15 protein-coding genes are annotated in these 16,352 nt (G+C 53.5%); 12 read left to right on the forward strand and 3 right to left on the reverse strand.

Annotation, left to right across the window (positions count from 1 at the left end; translation table 11 throughout):
* Positions 1-17 precede the first annotated feature (17 nt).
* Entirely contained in the window at positions 18-758 is a 741-nt protein-coding gene (locus BM123_RS00995; protein ID WP_090164937.1) for a LytR/AlgR family response regulator transcription factor, read from the reverse strand.
* Entirely contained in the window at positions 755-1,795 is a 1,041-nt protein-coding gene (locus tag BM123_RS01000) for a sensor histidine kinase (RefSeq protein ID WP_090164938.1), read from the reverse strand. Before BM123_RS01000 ends, BM123_RS00995 begins: the two co-directional genes overlap by 4 nt.
* Before the next feature lie 237 nt (positions 1,796-2,032).
* Between BM123_RS01000 and BM123_RS01005 the strand changes: the two genes are divergently transcribed.
* The 6 genes from BM123_RS01005 (at position 2,033) to BM123_RS23795 (ending at position 8,941) form a co-directional block, all read left to right on the forward strand.
* Entirely contained in the window at positions 2,033-2,752 is a 720-nt protein-coding gene (locus BM123_RS01005; RefSeq protein ID WP_090164939.1) for a tetratricopeptide repeat protein, read from the forward strand.
* A 61-nt stretch (positions 2,753-2,813) separates the two neighbouring features.
* On the forward strand, positions 2,814-4,928 hold the full coding sequence (locus BM123_RS01010; RefSeq protein ID WP_090164940.1) for a TonB-dependent receptor: 2,115 nt from the start codon (positions 2,814-2,816) through the stop codon (positions 4,926-4,928).
* A gap of 92 nt (positions 4,929-5,020) precedes the next feature.
* On the forward strand, positions 5,021-5,545 hold the full coding sequence (locus tag BM123_RS01015; RefSeq protein ID WP_090164941.1) for a DUF1761 domain-containing protein: 525 nt from the start codon (positions 5,021-5,023) through the stop codon (positions 5,543-5,545).
* Positions 5,546-5,596: 51 nt separating this feature from the next.
* The gene (locus BM123_RS01020; RefSeq protein ID WP_090164942.1) at positions 5,597-6,931 is read left to right on the forward strand and encodes a helix-hairpin-helix domain-containing protein; all 1,335 of its coding nucleotides are present in this window, start codon (positions 5,597-5,599) and stop codon (positions 6,929-6,931) included.
* Positions 6,932-7,002: 71 nt separating this feature from the next.
* Positions 7,003-7,881: a cysteine synthase CysM gene (cysM, locus tag BM123_RS01025; protein ID WP_090164943.1), complete on the forward strand. Its 879-nt coding sequence runs from the start codon at positions 7,003-7,005 to the stop codon at positions 7,879-7,881.
* 163 nt (positions 7,882-8,044) lie between these two features.
* Positions 8,045-8,941 (forward strand): competence protein CoiA family protein, encoded by an 897-nt coding sequence (locus tag BM123_RS23795; protein ID WP_139211713.1) that lies wholly within the window; start codon positions 8,045-8,047, stop codon positions 8,939-8,941.
* Positions 8,942-8,979: 38 nt separating this feature from the next.
* Here BM123_RS23795 and BM123_RS01035 read toward each other — a convergent pair whose 3' ends face one another.
* Complete coding sequence (locus BM123_RS01035) at positions 8,980-9,993, reverse strand: helix-turn-helix transcriptional regulator (protein WP_090164945.1); 1,014 nt, start codon at positions 9,991-9,993, stop codon at positions 8,980-8,982.
* Positions 9,994-10,091: 98 nt separating this feature from the next.
* Here BM123_RS01035 and BM123_RS01040 point away from each other — a divergent pair, with 98 nt between their 5' ends.
* From BM123_RS01040 to BM123_RS01065, 6 genes are read left to right on the forward strand one after another with little or no spacing between them, the layout of a single operon-like run.
* Positions 10,092-10,772 (forward strand): CRISPR-associated endonuclease Cas6, encoded by a 681-nt coding sequence (locus BM123_RS01040; RefSeq protein ID WP_090164946.1) that lies wholly within the window; start codon positions 10,092-10,094, stop codon positions 10,770-10,772.
* Positions 10,773-10,778: 6 nt separating this feature from the next.
* A complete protein-coding gene (locus BM123_RS01045) occupies positions 10,779-12,284 on the forward strand; it encodes a Cas10/Cmr2 second palm domain-containing protein (RefSeq protein ID WP_090164947.1) in 1,506 nt (501 codons plus the stop codon).
* A complete protein-coding gene (locus BM123_RS01050) occupies positions 12,281-12,856 on the forward strand; it encodes an RAMP superfamily CRISPR-associated protein (RefSeq protein ID WP_090164948.1) in 576 nt (191 codons plus the stop codon). Before BM123_RS01045 ends, BM123_RS01050 begins: the two co-directional genes overlap by 4 nt.
* On the forward strand, positions 12,849-14,297 hold the full coding sequence (locus tag BM123_RS01055) for a hypothetical protein (protein WP_090164949.1): 1,449 nt from the start codon (positions 12,849-12,851) through the stop codon (positions 14,295-14,297). The genes BM123_RS01050 and BM123_RS01055 overlap by 8 nt, the downstream gene beginning before the upstream one ends.
* Positions 14,294-15,931, forward strand: coding sequence for an RAMP superfamily CRISPR-associated protein (locus BM123_RS01060; RefSeq protein WP_090164950.1), 1,638 nt, complete (start codon positions 14,294-14,296; stop codon positions 15,929-15,931). The genes BM123_RS01055 and BM123_RS01060 overlap by 4 nt, the downstream gene beginning before the upstream one ends.
* Entirely contained in the window at positions 15,928-16,350 is a 423-nt protein-coding gene (locus tag BM123_RS01065) for a TIGR04423 family type III CRISPR-associated protein (protein WP_090164951.1), read from the forward strand. Before BM123_RS01060 ends, BM123_RS01065 begins: the two co-directional genes overlap by 4 nt.
* The last annotated feature ends 2 nt before the right edge of the window (positions 16,351-16,352 follow it).

A 16,352-nucleotide genomic window follows, 5' to 3' on the forward strand; every position in this document is an offset into this window, starting at 1 on the left:
TTAAAGACACACAAAGATCACAACAATCGGTTCCCGACCAGTCTGCGCTCCAGTTCTGCGCGCTTAGACCGGCTCACGGGAAGTAGCTGCGGGCCAATTCGTAATTGATTACCAACGATGGCTTCCACGGCTTTCAGATTCACGACATAAGATCGGTGAATCTGGAAAAAATCCGCCTCCGGCAGCGCCTGAATCAATTCCTTGAGGGGCAACAAAGGCAAATGACTTCCATTAACCGTGTGGATGCGGCAGTAATTCTGCATACTCTCGGCATAGAGAATGTCTTTAAGCAACAGGCGCTCTACGCGGCCTTCCTGGCGAATGAATATATCTTCAGGCTCCTCCTTATTCGGCGCGGACGCAGGTGCAGTAGCCGTTGAGGAAGCCGTGAGACTCTCCGGTGAAAGCTTATCTCTCGCTTTAAGGGCCGCCCGCAAAAAGCGCGGAAAAGAAATTGGCTTCAACAGGTAATCAATCGCATTAAGCTCAAAGCCTTCCACCGCAAAACCCGGGTGTGCCGTGGTAAAAATCACCGCTGGCGGATGACGGAGACTCTGCATCAACTCCGTCCCGCTCAGACCGGGCATCTGGACATCGAGCAGCAACAAATCAATCTGTTGACTTTCAATCAGGCGGAGTGCCTCCATCCCGTCGCGGGCCTGGCCCGCTTCGGTAAGGAAGTCCACCCGGTGGAGGTAATCACTCAGGCCCGTTCTTGCCAGGGGCTCATCGTCAACGATTAGGGTTTTAATGGTCATTCTGTGGTAGGGATTTCAAGGTGTACAGAATACTGCCCATCCTGTTCTTCCGTTTCCAGGCGGTAATTACCGGGAAAAAGAATCTCTAATCGCCGACGAATATTGCTCAGGCCAATCCCCGAAGCCTCAGAAGCGATTACTTTTTCAGAAACATTATTCTCCAGCGAAAAGAACAATTTACCGTCAGTCACTTTCGCTTCTCCGGATATCCTACCGCCCATTTTCGGGCAATACTTAAAAGCATTCTCCAGTAAAGGAAGCAGTAGCATAGGCGGTATGGTCGGCGTACCAGAGTGAGGAGCCAGGTGAAGTGCAAAATTGAGATCCTCCTCAAATCGCAACCGGCTTAACTCCGCAAATTGCTGCAGCTGATCGAGCTCCTCGGTCAGCGGGACTAAATCCCGCTCAGAACGGTACAATTGATACCGCAGCAAATCCGAAAACCCGCCCAGCGCTTCCTGAGCCATATCCGGGTCTCGTGGGATGAGGACATAGATACTATTCAGGGCATTGAAGAGAAAATGAGGATTAAGCTGACCGCGCAGGTAAGCCAGCTCAGTTTGTGTATGAGCAAATTCCCGTTCCCGTTCCTGCTTCTCCAGATCAAGACGGCGACCAAAAAGATAGATCGCTCCGGTGGTGGCTACTGCCATCGTCATGCCTCCCAGAATCGAACCAAGCCAATAGTCCCGGAATTCCCCAAGAAATTCTTCCGTTGAGCCAGGGGTAAGCACTGTTATGAAAAAGGCGTAAAGACTAGTCCCGCTTAGAGTAGAACAAAAGCAGACCAACAATACCACAGCCAAAATATAAGGTAATATAGACAGTTGGTTATTCGCTCTGGGTTCCAGAAGAAAGCGGTGATGGGAGTAAGTAGCCACCGCCTGCCAACTGGTGAGAATAGCTGTAATGGTCAGGTTGGAAGCAGCAAAGACATTAGGAGAGAAAATCACGTGCCAGAACAGCCCGTAAACAAGCCAGAAGATCAAATCGATCCAGGGGCCACGACGAAAAATGTAGGGAAAGGGCTGATCCATATAAGGTTTTACGAGCTAAGTATACTGCTCTTAAGCTAATGTACAGGGTTGCACTCAATTAGAAACCATCCCATTGACGGTTGGGCGCTCAACTTGACGAATGGTGCCTTTTACTTGACGAACGGGGAATATGCCAGCCGTCAAGTCAATCCGCCCACTCAGCAAGCAAATTTTCGGGGTGATGGAATGGGCTGCTTCTTGCGGACAGTTTCAAAATCAATCCTAAACGATACAACGATGCGTTACCTACCCTTGCTCCTTTTACTTTTTGCCTGCACCTGCGTCAGCGCCCAATGCAACAACAGCACCGAGCTGAACCAACAAGCCCGCACTGCTTACCTGACCAATGACATAGATGGCTGGAAAGAAGTACTCCTCAAGGCAAAAGCATTACCCGACAATTCCGCCAACCAGCTTGAAATGGCTCGCCTCGGACTTGGTGCCGCCGGCACCGCCATGGCCAGCCAAAACGATGCTTTTCTTAGTGAGTGCCTTGACCTGATGGAAGACTCGCTGGACAAATTCTGGGAGTCCGACAAAAAAGACCCCGCTGCTAACGGGCTTTACAGCGCCTACCTCGGTCTGCTCATCGCCCAATCTCCCATGAAAGGGATGCTCTACGGCAGCAAATCCAGCAAATATGCCACCAAAGGAGTCTCCTATGACGCCAAAAACCCCGTTGCGCAATACTGCCTCGGCTCCAACCTCTTCTACACTCCGGAAACCTGGGGAGGAGACCCCGAGCTCGCCGTTGAGCACCTTCAGGCCGCCATTGCCACCAACAACGATGAGGCTGGTTGCGACTGGTTTCATCTCCAAACACTGGCCCTGCTCGGACAGGCACAAAGCAAAGCCGGCGACACCGCCGGCGCCCGGATGACTTACCTGAAAGCCTTAGAGCTGGAACCGGAATTTGGATACGTAGCGAAAGTATTACTCCCCGCACTGAGTAAATAAGAACCGTCGACTGGCCGCCGAAGACAGACATAAGCGCACCCGACGGCACAAACCACCCACCATGCCCAAATTTCTCCTGCTGCTCCTGCTAACGGTAAGCGGCTGCCTCCACGCTCAGATCAGTATCAGCGGCACCATCGTGAGCCGTGCCGATCAGGCCCCGCTGACGGGAGCCTATGTCTACCCGCTTTCCGCCCCCGGGAAAGTAACGACGACCGACCTTGATGGCCGCTTTTCTCTGGAGCTCTCCGAACCGGATTCGGTCCTGGTCAGTTTCCTCGGCTTCAAGTCCTTTGCCCGTTTAGTCACGGCATCGGACACAGCCATTCTCTGGCCATTACAACCAACGGACGCAGCCTCCATGGATGCCATCACCGTTCGTGCCAAAAAGATCCCCAACGGGGAACTGGCCAGTACCCGGATCAGCCAAATGGACATCTACCTCAACCCGGCAGCTAACGCCGATCCTCTGCTGGCCGTCAATACACTCCCGGCAGCAACCAACGTAGACGAAACGGCGAATGTCTCCCTGCGCGGCAGCCCCTCCGAGGCTACGGGCGTTTACCTGAACGACGTGCCCATTCGATCCGCCGTCCGCCTTGACCAAAGCAATGGGGTGGGCCAGTTTAGCATTTTCGGGCAGATCCCCCTGGCCGATGTCCGAATCTACGCCAGCGCTCCTCCCGTAAATTATTCCCAAACGAGTGCCGGAGCGGTCGCTTTGTATACCGCCAGGGATTTACCCACAACGACTAACTACGGCATCTCCCTGAACCTTGCCGGAGCGGGGCTTTCACACAGCAGGCCCCTTGGCCCCAAAAGTGGTATCCGCGCCTTCGTCAACGTGGCGAACCTGGATGCCTTCCGCGCACTGAATCGCAAAGGGTTACCGGAGTTAAAGGCCTCCAATGGGTTTGATGCAGCAGTACAATTCGTGCATAATTTCAGTGAAAAATCCAGTTTTCAGCTCTTTTACCTCGGCTTTCAGGAACGGTTCACCTTCACGACTCAGTCCCCTTACTACGAAGGCGATTTTGAGCAGCGAAAGCCCCGCCATTTAGCGATTGCGAACTGGCAACTGGAGCGAAACGATTGGGCCTGGAGTTTCAATCAGGCGATGGACTGGGAAAACGGGCAGTACCGGTTTGGCAACAGCATTACGGAGCCTCGCCGCCTGAGTGGGCATGCGGCAGTTCATGGCACTTATAACAAGTCTGGTTTCAAGCTAAAAACAGGAGCCAGCACCAACGTTTTTGCCGACCGGGTGAGGGGAAGCTTCCCCTTAAGTGACTACGCTATTTCTCCGGAGGACCCTTCGCAGACCTACTACGTAAAGACTGACCATCAATTAGTGGAAGCCTACGCTTATGGCCAGTTGCGACTGGGAGAAAAGTGGTTGGTGGGTGCGGGCCTGAAGTCGCTTTATGGTTTTTCAACGGAGGAAATCCAATACACCGCTCAGGCTTCCCTGAAGTACCGGGCGGGCAAGTGGCACCGGTTTAACCTGGGGGGCGGACGTTTTGCGCAGTTTCTGTCTCCCGGCCCGCAGGTCCGGGAGTGGCAGTGGCTGGAGCTTCGCCAACTGGCCCTGGAATACACTTACGAACGGCGGTTCTGGACGCTGGAAGCAGCGCTGTTCGACAAGCAGGAACGGTACGAATTAAGCACCGATTTACGGGTAAGCGGAGCAGAAAGCCGGGTAACATTTGACAACAAGAGCTTGCGGGCCTGGGCCAGTCTGGCGATGGTGAGAAGCCGTTCGGAGGCAGCGGGCGTTCCGTCGCGGCGCGACCTTCCGTTTCTGGCGCGGGCGCAGGTGCAAAAATCGTTTGAAGGCAATGTGAGCCTCGGCCTCGCCGCCAGCTGGCGGCGGGGGACATACTTCCTCCCCGTCATCGGTCAAATGCCCATACCCGGCCGGGAGGGCTGGCAATCGCCGGTCTTCGCCGCCGCCGACGACGGTACGCGCTACCCTAACTACCGCCGTATTGACCTGTCTGCCTCCAAAATTTTCCCGCTCGGGGAGGGGCAGTTAATCCTGTACCTCAGCGTCAATAACCTGCTGAACACCGAAAACATCCGAAGTTACGGCTACGATGCCACCTTCGAGAATCGCTCGGAGGAGGTATTCTCGCGGCGAATTGTTTTCGTAGGAGGAGTTTACAACTGGGAGTGATTTTTTATGTCTAAAATATTTATTATTTACAATTTGTTGTTTTTATCCGTTCTAACACCTAGTTTTATCCCTACCAAACCACCCACTACACTATGATTCCATCTAATTTCTGGCTCACCTTCCTGTTTGCCCTGGTTCCAATGGCCGTCGGCATGATTTATTATGGCCCTCTTTTCGGAAAGGCCTGGCAACGCGAAGCGGGCGTTACTGACGCAGAATTGGAAAACGGCAATATGCTGAAAATTCTTGGCCTTTCTTATGTATACAGCGTCATTCTGGCCGCCTTTATTCCAATACTGGTAGTGCACCAAACGGGTCTGTCCGGCATGTTCGGCATGTTACCGGAATGGGCCGAAAGTGGTAGTGCCCTCTGGCAGGACCTGAATGCTCTGGACGACAAATGGGGGATGTACTCCCGCCACCTCCACTTCGGTCATGGAGCGCTGCATGGCGCCATGGGTGCGCTGGCCATCGTTGCGCCCATCATTTGTATCAATGGTCTCTTCGAACGTAAAAGCTGGAAATACATGTTGATCCACGTTGGCTACTGGGCCATTGCCATGGCGCTGATGGGCGGACTGGTGTGTCAGTTTTTGGACTGGCCGCTGCCGCTGTAAAACAGCCAGGTAAGACCTGAAAATCGCCCAATCAAGGCTACCTTTACCAGCATGGACTATCGATTAGGTGCCTACCCGCGTAATCAGCGGTTAGCCTTGCTGGCCGTTCTTATTGTTGCAGTCGGTTGTACCTGGCTGACTGACTTCGGATTGTCATTCGGGGACCATGCTTCGGCTTCATCGGTGGCAGCAGCCAGTAGCCTTCGCCAGAGCCTGATGGTGCAGGAACGACAGCAGTTTGGTCCGGTACCAGAAGCTTTTGCTTTCGACCCGAACACCGTTTCCCGGGAGGAACTCATCCGGCTGGGACTTAGCGACAAGCAGGCGCTGAGTTGGCTAAAATTCCGGGGTAACCGTCAGAATGCCTTTAAGAGTCCGGAGGAAATTGGCAAGTTATTCGTCTTGAGCAGAGATGATAAGGCCAGGTTGATTCCACTGGCTTACGTGGCGGATACAGCAAAGAAAAGGGCGCGGCCGCAGGTGCAAAGTTTTGCTTTTGATCCCAACACCGTTTCTGCGCAGGATTTAGAACGATTGGGGCTAAGCCCTAAGCAAGCAGTTGCCCTTATCAACTACCGTAGTAAAGCAAAATATGGCCGGGCCTTTCGGAAGGCGGAAGACCTGCGTCGACTCGGGACGCTTTCAGATCAGCAGAAAGACCACCTGATCGGCTTAGCGGAGATTCCGCCGGAAGAGCCGGAACCGGTCGTCGCCGCGCTACAATTTTCTTTTGACCCCAACACCATCTCGGCGGATAGCTTCCAGCTGCTGGGCTTCCCGGCCTGGCAGGCAAAGTCCTTACTGCGGTACCGGGGCGACCGGGCAATTACTTTCCGGCGGGCAACGGACCTGCGGCGGGTAAAGTCATTGGATTCAGCCTTGGTGGAGGCCGTTATTCCGCTCGTGCGCCTTGCTCCTCCAACCTCCACTGCACCTGCGGCCGCGCCAACTACCTACACCTACAAACCGAAGGTTCCTCCTCCCCCACCTGGTTCCGTCGACATCAACACAGCAGATACGTCGGTATGGAAGTCCATCCCCGGCATCGGTTCCTATCGCGCAAAACGCATTGTTCGTTTTCGGGAAGTGCTCGGTGGTTTCGTTTCCGTCAATCAGGTAGGAGAAACGCGGGGCCTCCCGGACTCTACTTTCCAGGCCATCATGCCCTACCTCAAGGCCAGTCCCGTTCCCCGGCCGCTCGTAATCAACCGCGCTACTTATGATGAGTTGAAAAGGCACCCTTACATCAATCGGAATCTGGCGAACTCTATCGTCAAAAACCGTGAAAAGTTTGGTCGTTTTAACGGCCCGGAAGATTTACGTCGTCTGCGGCTGATAACTGATAAGAATCTGCCAACCTTGTTGCCCTATTTTTCGTTTGAGTGACTTTGCGGAATGGTCAAGAAACACTCTTGAAGAGCCAACAGACCAAAATACCAACAGACTAACGCGCCAATATGTCCAACCTATTTTCCCTCATCGGCAATACTCCCCTACTCGATATCTCTGACCTAAGCGATAACCCCGCCGTTCAGGTGTTCGGTAAACTGGAAGGGCAAAACCCCGGAGGCAGTGTCAAAGACCGCGCAGCCCTCAGCATGGTACTCGGTGCCTGGGAGCGCGGAGATCTCGACGGTGGTAAATCCATTGTGGAAGCAACCAGCGGAAACACCGGTATTGCCATGGCGATGATTTGCGCTAAGCTTCGGATTCCCATTACGCTCGTCCTGCCCGAAAACGCCACCAAAGAACGGGTGTCTACCATGCGCGCCTACGGCGCGGAGGTCATCCTTACCCCGGCCGAAAAGACCATTGAATACAGCAGAGAGGTGGCCCAGGAGATGCATGACTCGGGCGATTACTTCCAGCTCAACCAGTTCGCCAATGATGACAACTGGAAGGCGCACTACCGAACCACCGGCCCTGAAATCTGGGAACAAACCGATGGCCAGGTTACCCACTTCGTCTCCAGTATGGGCACTACCGGCACCATCACCGGCACGGGCCGTTACCTGCACGAACAGAACCCTGACGTCAAAATTGTCGGCGTTCAACCAACGGACGGCAGTCGTATTCCCGGTATCCGCCGCTGGAGCCCGGCCTTCCTGCCCAAAATTTATGACCCGACGGTCGTCAACCAGAAGATCGACGTTAGCCAGGAAGAAGCCATCACCACCATGCGCCGACTGGCCCGGGAAGCGGGTGTATTTGCGGGCATGAGCTCCGGCGGTTCCACCGCCGCCGCCCTCCGCCTGGCCGAGCAGTTGGACGAAGGCGTCGTCGTTTGTATTATTTGTGATCGGGGGGACCGGTATTTGAGTGGGGGGCATTACTAGTTGCAGGTTACTAGTTGCAGGTTGCAAGTTGCAGGTTGCAGGTTGCAGGTTGCAGAAATTACACTTATATTTGTTTTGCACGCAACACAAATACAACATTTTACACAAGTGCTACCATTAACTTACTTTTCGTGCATCCTTTTTAGTTTTTTAATTACTGGGTATGCCAATGCGCAAATTACCCCTGATTGTAGGTATTGGTGAAGACGGTAAAATTGTTCCCATCCGGCGAGCAAAAAGTGGTTTAAAGTGCCGTTGTTTCTGCCCCGGCTGTGGTGCGGCATTATCCGCCAAAAAAGGTAAGGTCAATGCCCATCATTTTGCCCATCATGGAGCTGGAGAATGTCCGGGAGGAATAGAATCAGGTTTGCATCGTTTCGCTAAAGCGGTTCTACATCACCATTCCTGCCTACTCATGCCTCCTGTGCTGGTTCACCAGCTCACACGGCATGTTCGCGGCCCCAGTCTCTTCAAATATCATAAGACGAGCGAAGAAGTGGGCATCAAGGGCTTTGTGGCCGATGTACTTTTGTATGGCAAGGAAAAACTGGTAGTAGAATTAAAAGTATCTCATGCTGTAGATTCCCTCAAGGAGCGCGCCTTTATCAGAGCAGGGATACCATCCCTCGAAATTGACGTATTGGCCATTTTCAGAGAGCTCGTAAACGAGAGCCGTGGGCAAGACACCAAAGAACTGGCCCGAAGAATCATCAATTTTGGCGGCCGTGACCGTGGCCGGGCGGTTCATGGCCGGTGGTTATTTAACCCGCTTCAACACCAATTTGAGTACCGACGGCGAAAAACGAGTAAGCAGCTTAAAGTCAAACATAGTGAATGGCGGGGCTACCATCACTTTAGGACCATAGGCTGTCCCTGCCCCCGACGACAACGATTTCACGGAGGAGACAACTGGTCTGGATCTTATGCCCGAACCTATCAGGACTGCATTGGATGCCCCCACCTTGTAGAGATGGTATACGATAATGCTTGGGTCGGCTATCAATGGACACCGGTACGGGTTAAAGCTGTACTTTGCGGGTGGTCGGGCGCTACCCCATAAGCATAGGTTACCGCCTTCCGTGAACTACTATGGGTGTTTTAATTCACTTCGTAAAGGTTCATAGCCTCTTTTATTTGTAAAGCTATCTTTTCCCGAAGCCTGGCAGGCGTCAGCACTTCAACGGCAGCTCCGAAACTAAGCAACTGCATCTCTAACTCTGGATTAGGAATAATGGTTAGCGAAAAAATCGGCCGCTCCGTACCAACAGGAGTAAGTTCTTGTTGTGAATGGTGTAATGGCTTAGTCCTGAAATAACAAGCTTGCAAGCGCGTAGTGCGCAGGGTTACCTCTACGGCTTCTTCCGCAGGAGGCCTGATTACTCCAATAATCGGGTCCAACCAATTCAGAGGTTGTAGCCGAGGAGAATCGAAAAACTTAGTAAGGGCAAGTTTTTCTACAGTAATAATCCTGTCCAGGGGAAAGGTCCAGAGTTGTTCAGCATCGTGGTCATAAGCCACCAGAAACCACCTGCGGTTATATTCTTTAAGTAAAAAAGGGCTGAGTGTAAATTCTTTTTGTTCGCTCAAATACTCCTGATAAGTAATGCGAACCGCAGTCTTCGACAAAATTGCATGATGCAATGGCTGCATATTCTCTCTCCCGTCAAGACCACCAGGACGGTCCAATTTGATGCTAGGTACCTGCCGTTGCACCTGGGTATGTAAATGACGGGCCAAACGTTGAATAGCATCCGAAAAATCAGCGGGCAATTGCCCGTAGGTCAGTTGCTCTGCCCAATCGACGAGATTACGTAGCGTAAGCAGATCATCAAACCCTAATGGTTCTGGATTCAGTTCAAAATCACGGTATTCGTAGCGGTACCCACTACCCTTTAGGTATTCAATCGGAGCCGACTGCCCCAATTCACCACTACGCATTGTCCGAATGTCTTCCAGTATCGTCCGGCGGCTCGGCGGTTGCCGGTCTTCCCACCCAAGTGTAACGAATGATTGATAACAAGCCTCAGCTAATTGCTGCCAACTTACTCCATTCGGATTATTACGAAGGGTACGGTCTATGGCCCGGCACCTGATTTCAGCGGTTTTCCCCATATTCTTTTAAAGCGTGCGTGCTTTTTGCACTCTAATTTACTAACTTTAAGCCACTAAGCACAAAATACATTTAGTCCTACTTTTAACTACTCCCGCACTTGAAACCTATACGTTACCTTTCGGTACAATTTGACCAACGCATCAACCAGCAGGAGATTCGCCTCTTTCGCTCTGCGGTTATCGAAAAGACCGAACGCCGCAGCAGTCTGTTCCATAATCATAAGGAGAATACCAAACAGGTGATCTACCGCTACCCACTGATTCAGTACAAGCAACTGGAGCAGGAAAGAGCTGGGATCATTTGCCTGGATGAAGGTACGGAAGACATCCACCAGCTTTTCCAGGTCCGCAACCTAAATTTACGCATCGGGCGCAAACAGCAGCTGTTTAAAGTAGTTGATATGCAGCTCCGCTACTATGATATGGGACTCGCCGAAACCCCGGCGACTTACCATATCTCGAACTATCTGCCTTTCAACCAGCAGCGGTATGCCCGCTGGAAAACACTGGAAGGAGATGAACCCGCCCGCCAGGAACTCATTGCCGCCACCCTGAGAGGTAATATCCTCGCCTTCGCCAAGGGCGTTGACTGGTGGATCGACGGCCGCGTAACCGTAACCCTCGAAAAACTAAAGCCCCCAAAAATGGTACGCTTCAAGCAGCAGCAACTACTCGCCTTTGAGGCCACCTTCACCACCAACGTCAACCTCCCCACCTGGATCGGACTCGGCAAAGGCGTAAGCATTGGCCACGGCACCGTCGAACCCCTAAACAGCTAATACACTATGACCCAATATCTCTACGGAGCGAAAGTGCAGGGTATTCAGTCCTTCATTTTTGAAACCAATAAACTCCGGGAAATTGCCGGCGCGAGCGAACTGATCGAATCGCTCTCCGATAAAGGCTTTTCAGGCTTTTTCAAGGACGTAGGCGTCGAATACCAAGAAGATCAACTCCTGCGCAATGCCGCCGGAGAAATACTATACCTGTTTCCCGACAGGTCTTCCTGCGAGAAGGTAGTCCGCGACTTTGAACGATACGTCGCTACCCAAATGCCCGGGCTTACGGTAAGCCAGGCAGTAGTAGAAATAAAAGATTACCCCAACCTGCATGCCGCCGCTAACAAGGTAAACCGCTTACTCCAGGTGCAGCGGAACCGCCCAAGCCCACCCACCGAACTCGGCTTGATGATCAGCGAGCGGGCCCGTAGAACCGGACGACCAGGGGGGATAACCAAAGATGAAGGTTTGATGGACCGACGTCAGCAATGCAAGAGAGAAGCATCCGGTTATGATCGATTGTACAAAAAGCTAACGGGTAAGAAGCTTAAGGTGAAACAGTTTGCTTTCGAAATGGAGCACATCACCAACAAGTTCCAGCGCTCCTGGCTAGCCGTAGTCCACGCCGACGGCAACAATCTCGGCAAGCTCATTCAGAAAATGTTGCCCGAAATTGAGGATGAGAAATTGCAAGCGGGCTACCGGGCCTTTAGCGAAACGCTGGAGGCAGCCACCCAGGCTGCTGCCCAGGCTGCTTACCGGGTGCTACTTGATCGTCTAGATCCCAAAGAGCGCGGCCAGATTGAAGCGGGCAAGACGAGACTTCCCATCCGCCCGGTGGTGATCGGCGGGGATGACCTGACCGTGATCCTGCGCGCCGAGCATGCTGTCGCTTTCACAGAGGCGTACCTGAAGGCGTTTGAGGAGGAGACCCGTACAGGTTTTGAAAATTTTGCGGGGAACTATGACGTGTCCGAGTATTTTAAGGATGGCCTCACCGCCTGTGCCGGCATTGCCATCGTAAAGCCCAAGTACCCCTTCCATTACGCCGCCCATCTGGCGGAAGAACTATGCAGCTGGACGAAAAAGATCGCTAAGAAGATCGATTCGGAACATACTCCATCATCACTTCACTTCCACAAAGTGCAGGCCAGCTTTGTAGAAGACTATAAGGATATCATCGAGCAGGAGCTGATGACGGCCGATGGTAAACACCTGACGACCGGCCCTTACTTCACCAGCTTAATACCTGACGGATACACTACCACGAAGAAACTACTGAAATACGAGCAAGTTCTCCGGGAGAAAGAAACGCCTACCGGTCCACTGAGAGACTATCTCGGTGAACTACGAGTAGATCCGGAAGCCGCCGCCCAAAAACTGGAGCGGATCAGAGCATTAAATACAATGGCTACCGATAGACTGGATGTTAAGTCTCCATTTACAGAAAAAGAAGAAGATAAAGGTGCGCCCATCCGCCTCTACGACGCTCTCCAACTCGCCACACTATGACCTTACACTACACCCTACAATTCTACGACTACTGGCACACCGGCTCCGGGCTATCCGGAGGTACCTACGCCGATCAGGTGGTCAATAAAACAGGTAAAGGGCTTCCCATCGTACCCGGAAAAACGATCAAAGGCCTGCTCCGTCATGCCGCCGAAGACCTGCTGGCGTTGGGCGACGAAGCCTTTAGTCAGGAACAGATCACCCTCATTTTCGGGGAGAAGTCTGAAGAAAAAGCGGATGAAAAATCGCCCGCGACCAAGGTGGGCACTTGCTGGTTCAGCAGCGCGGAGTTACCCGCTGACATTGCCGGTCAAATCGCCGAAGGAAAACAAACCGAAGCCCTCTACGAAGTACTCGCCGCAACACAAATAAACGAGCATGGAACGACCGCCGACGGTTCCCTACGCCAATTGGAAGTCACCATTCCGCTCACCATCGTCGGGGAGATTTCCGGGGCTACCGAAGCACAACGGGCAATGCTGGAGCGCTGCCTGCGCTACGTCAAACGATTAGGCCAGAACCGCTCCCGGGGGCTGGGCCGCTGTCAGTTTAAAATCATGCCCAATGAGTAAGAAGACCTACCATTTTACCTGTACCCTGCTTTCGCGGCTGGTCCTCTCCTCCCGGGCCGCTACGGAAGGGCAGGTCGATTCGCTGGATTACATCCCCGGTGCCAAGTTTATGGGCATTGTGGCAAAAGGTTATGAAAAGCTCGATGCGACAGCTTGCCGTGACTTATTCCATAGCGGACACGTAAAGTTCAGCAACGCCTACCCTTACGCGAACGGACAGTACTTCTTCCCGACACCGCTTTCCTACTTCACCCTGAAGGGGCAAAAGCTCACGGACGCACCGATTTACCTTGATCACTTGCTGAAGCCAGAAGATCGGAAGAAGCTCTCCAAGGATGGTACCCAAATCAAGCAAGTCCGCAGCGGCTATATCGACGCCAGGGGGAAGCAGGCACTAAAGATCGAAACCGACTTCCAGCTAAAATCTGCCCACGACGCGGAAAAACGCCGTAGCAAAGACAGCCAGATGTACGGTTATTTCAGTATCCCGCGCGGAACGGTGTTCGCTTTTAGCGTGGAGGATACGACGGAAAACCACGGGGCCGCCATCCGCGAGGCTCTCGTAGGCGAGCACGGTGTAGGCCGCTCCCGTACCGCTGAATACGGACGGGTCCGCATTGAAGCGTTGGAAGAGGCAATACCTTCTTTCACTTCGGACGCTTCCACTACGGAAGGAACGCTGGTCTATGCCGTATCCGACCTTTGCTTTTACGATGCGTTCGGACAGCCGAAACGGCCGGAGGCCAAAGATTTGGGGTTTGACCAAGAAGCCAAGATTGATTGGGCGCGGACGCAGGTGCGAAGTGAGGAATACCAGAGCTGGAACAGCCACCGCTGGAACCGTAACGCAGATCGCTGGGTCATCAAAAAAGGGACCGTCTTTTTTGTGAAAGGAGCAAAGTCGGAAACGATCGAGCCCCTGCGCGGGGTGGGTTCCCACCACGAGGAAGGCTTCGGGCAGATCTGGATTGATCCGCCCTTTTTGCAAAAAAACACAGGAGACTACTGTCGTGAGGCACTAACCAAAGCCGACATCAAGCCAGTTGAGACGAATAGTCCCGATACAGCACCAAATACCAACCCGCATTTATTAGCCCTGCTCAACCGCCGGGTAGGCCTGCGCGATGTCGAAGGCACCATTTACCAGAAAGTCAACACCTTCATCGGACAGCATAAAGGCGAGTTCTCCGGCATCAGTGCCAGCCAGTGGGGGGCGCTGCGTAATTATGCTAACCACGCAGCCGATGAAAAAGCCCTGGAGCAGTTGATTTTTAACAAGGATACTGGCTTCCTCCATCGGGGACAGTCGGAAAGCAGCTGGCGAAAAGGACGAGACACCCTGCAAACTGTAGTCAAGTCAGTAGCGGATGACCACCAACCCCTATTCCTCCAAAAGCTGGCCGCCGAAATGGCCAAAGAAGCCCAAAAGCAAACCGCATGAAGAACAACATCATCTATCTGGCGCGCCTGACGGTAGAGACGGCCAGCCCCCTCGCCATCGGCTCCGGGCGGCAGGGCCTCGCTACCGACCGCCTCGTGGCGCGCGATGCCTATACCCTGCCCTACCTGCCGGGTACTTCCTTGGCCGGATGCCTGCGCAGTGCGCTCGGTGAAGACCTCGTCAAAGCCATCTTTGGCAGTCAGGAAGAAGGTAGCCGCCTCGTCGTCTCCTCCGGTCACCTGATCGGCCCCGACGGTAAGGTAGTCGGGGAAGACAACGGAATGCCCGATTTTAGCGATAAATACCTACAACTCCTCTCCGAAGGCGGGCTGCCGCAGCGCGACCACGTCCGCATCAATAGCCGCGGCACCGCCGACGCCAAAGGCCACGGTAAGTTCGACGAACAACTCGTGCCCCGGGGTGCGCGCTTCGTCTTCGAGCTTTGTCTGCAAGGCACCGAAGCGGATGCGGAGCACTGGCAGCAGCTACTCGACCAGTTCCTGCAACCTTTCTTCCGGATCGGTGGCGGCACCCGCAAGGGCTTCGGCCAACTTCGCGTAGTCGAGATTCAGAAGGGCTCCCTGGACCTGCAACAGGCCGACCAGCGGGAAGCCTACCTCAACCTGCCGGCGATGCTTGACGCGCCCCTTCCCCCTGCTTTTCAAACGATCACTGAACCTGCGTCCGCGCCCAAATCTGACAAATGGGAAATCTACACCTTGCGGCTGACGGCCCGGGATTTCTTCCAGTTCGGTCGTGGTGTCGGTGGCGAAACGACTACGGGAGAACGGAATCAGGATGGCAAAAAAGGCTGGGTCAACCAGCTGCCCAAGCGAGAGACCACCATAAGTTGGGAAAACGGTAAGCCCAGGCTACTAACCGAAGAAAAAGCCCCCTACCTGCTCCCCGCCACTTCCATCAAAGGCGCGCTGAGCCACCGGACGGCTTTCTATTTTAACAAACTACAAAAACGGTTCATCGAGCACCAGGAAACGCCTGACGTACCTACTCCGGATTACGATACAATCGTAGCCGAACTGCTGGACGATGACGGGACAATGCCCCGTACCCAGGAGGAAATCAAAGCGACGATCGAACGCCTGCAAGACCAGAAAAACAGAATCGAGGAGCTTGATTTCTCCAAATCTGCTGCCTACAGCTCTTACACGCAGGAGTTGGAAGCAACGCAAACCGACGACCGCCGCCCTCACGTAGGCGAAAATAACGAGGCCGTCCGGGCGCTGTTCGGCTTTGCCGTGGAACGATACGAGGAAGAGAACGGCAAAAAACAATCCGCCCAACGCGGAAACGTCCTGATCAATGATGTCTTCCTCTTTGACGACGAAGTGAAGACCAAAACCTTCAGCCACGTCATGATCGACCGCTTTACCGGCGGGGCCAAAGCTGGTGCACTCTTTAATGAGGATGTTGCCAGCAGCGATAAGGAAATCGAACTGAAAATCCACGTACACGAGGATGCCTTTACCGGAGAGGATGGAGAAAAAATCAGACAAGCCTTTGATGAGGCATTACTCGACCTTAGAAATGGTCGACTCCCCCTCGGCGGCGGCGTAGCCAAGGGCCACGGCCGCTTCTCCGGAACATTGATCCCCCCAAAAAGCCAGAACGCATGAGCACCGAACACAAACACCGCAAAATAGTAAGCCGGATTCCAGCGGGAAACCAGTACGAGGGTTACGTCTGGATGTCAGATGAACAAAAGCCAAAAGTCTATCACCAGGGCGATGCGTTTACGGAGGATTTCTCCCCCGATGCCACCCCCTTTGTGGTAGAAGGCTGGCTTTATGACCAAGCCAACGACACGAGCTACGCCATCCGCTACCTCGACGGGAAATATATCCGGGTAAAGTATGATTTGTCGGCAGCGGAACAAGACGCCATCACCTACCAGGCGCACGACCTGCAACCCGAAACCCACTTTCGGGTAAAGGAATACTGGGCACCGAAACCAGACCCAAACTGCGCCGGCATGGATGTCCTCCGCCACGCCTGGACGGCCTTCGCCGGATTCGCTAACCCACCCAAAAAATAAAC

Source organism: Neolewinella agarilytica (genome assembly GCF_900110645.1).
Lineage (GTDB): Bacteria > Bacteroidota > Bacteroidia > Chitinophagales > Saprospiraceae > Neolewinella > Neolewinella agarilytica.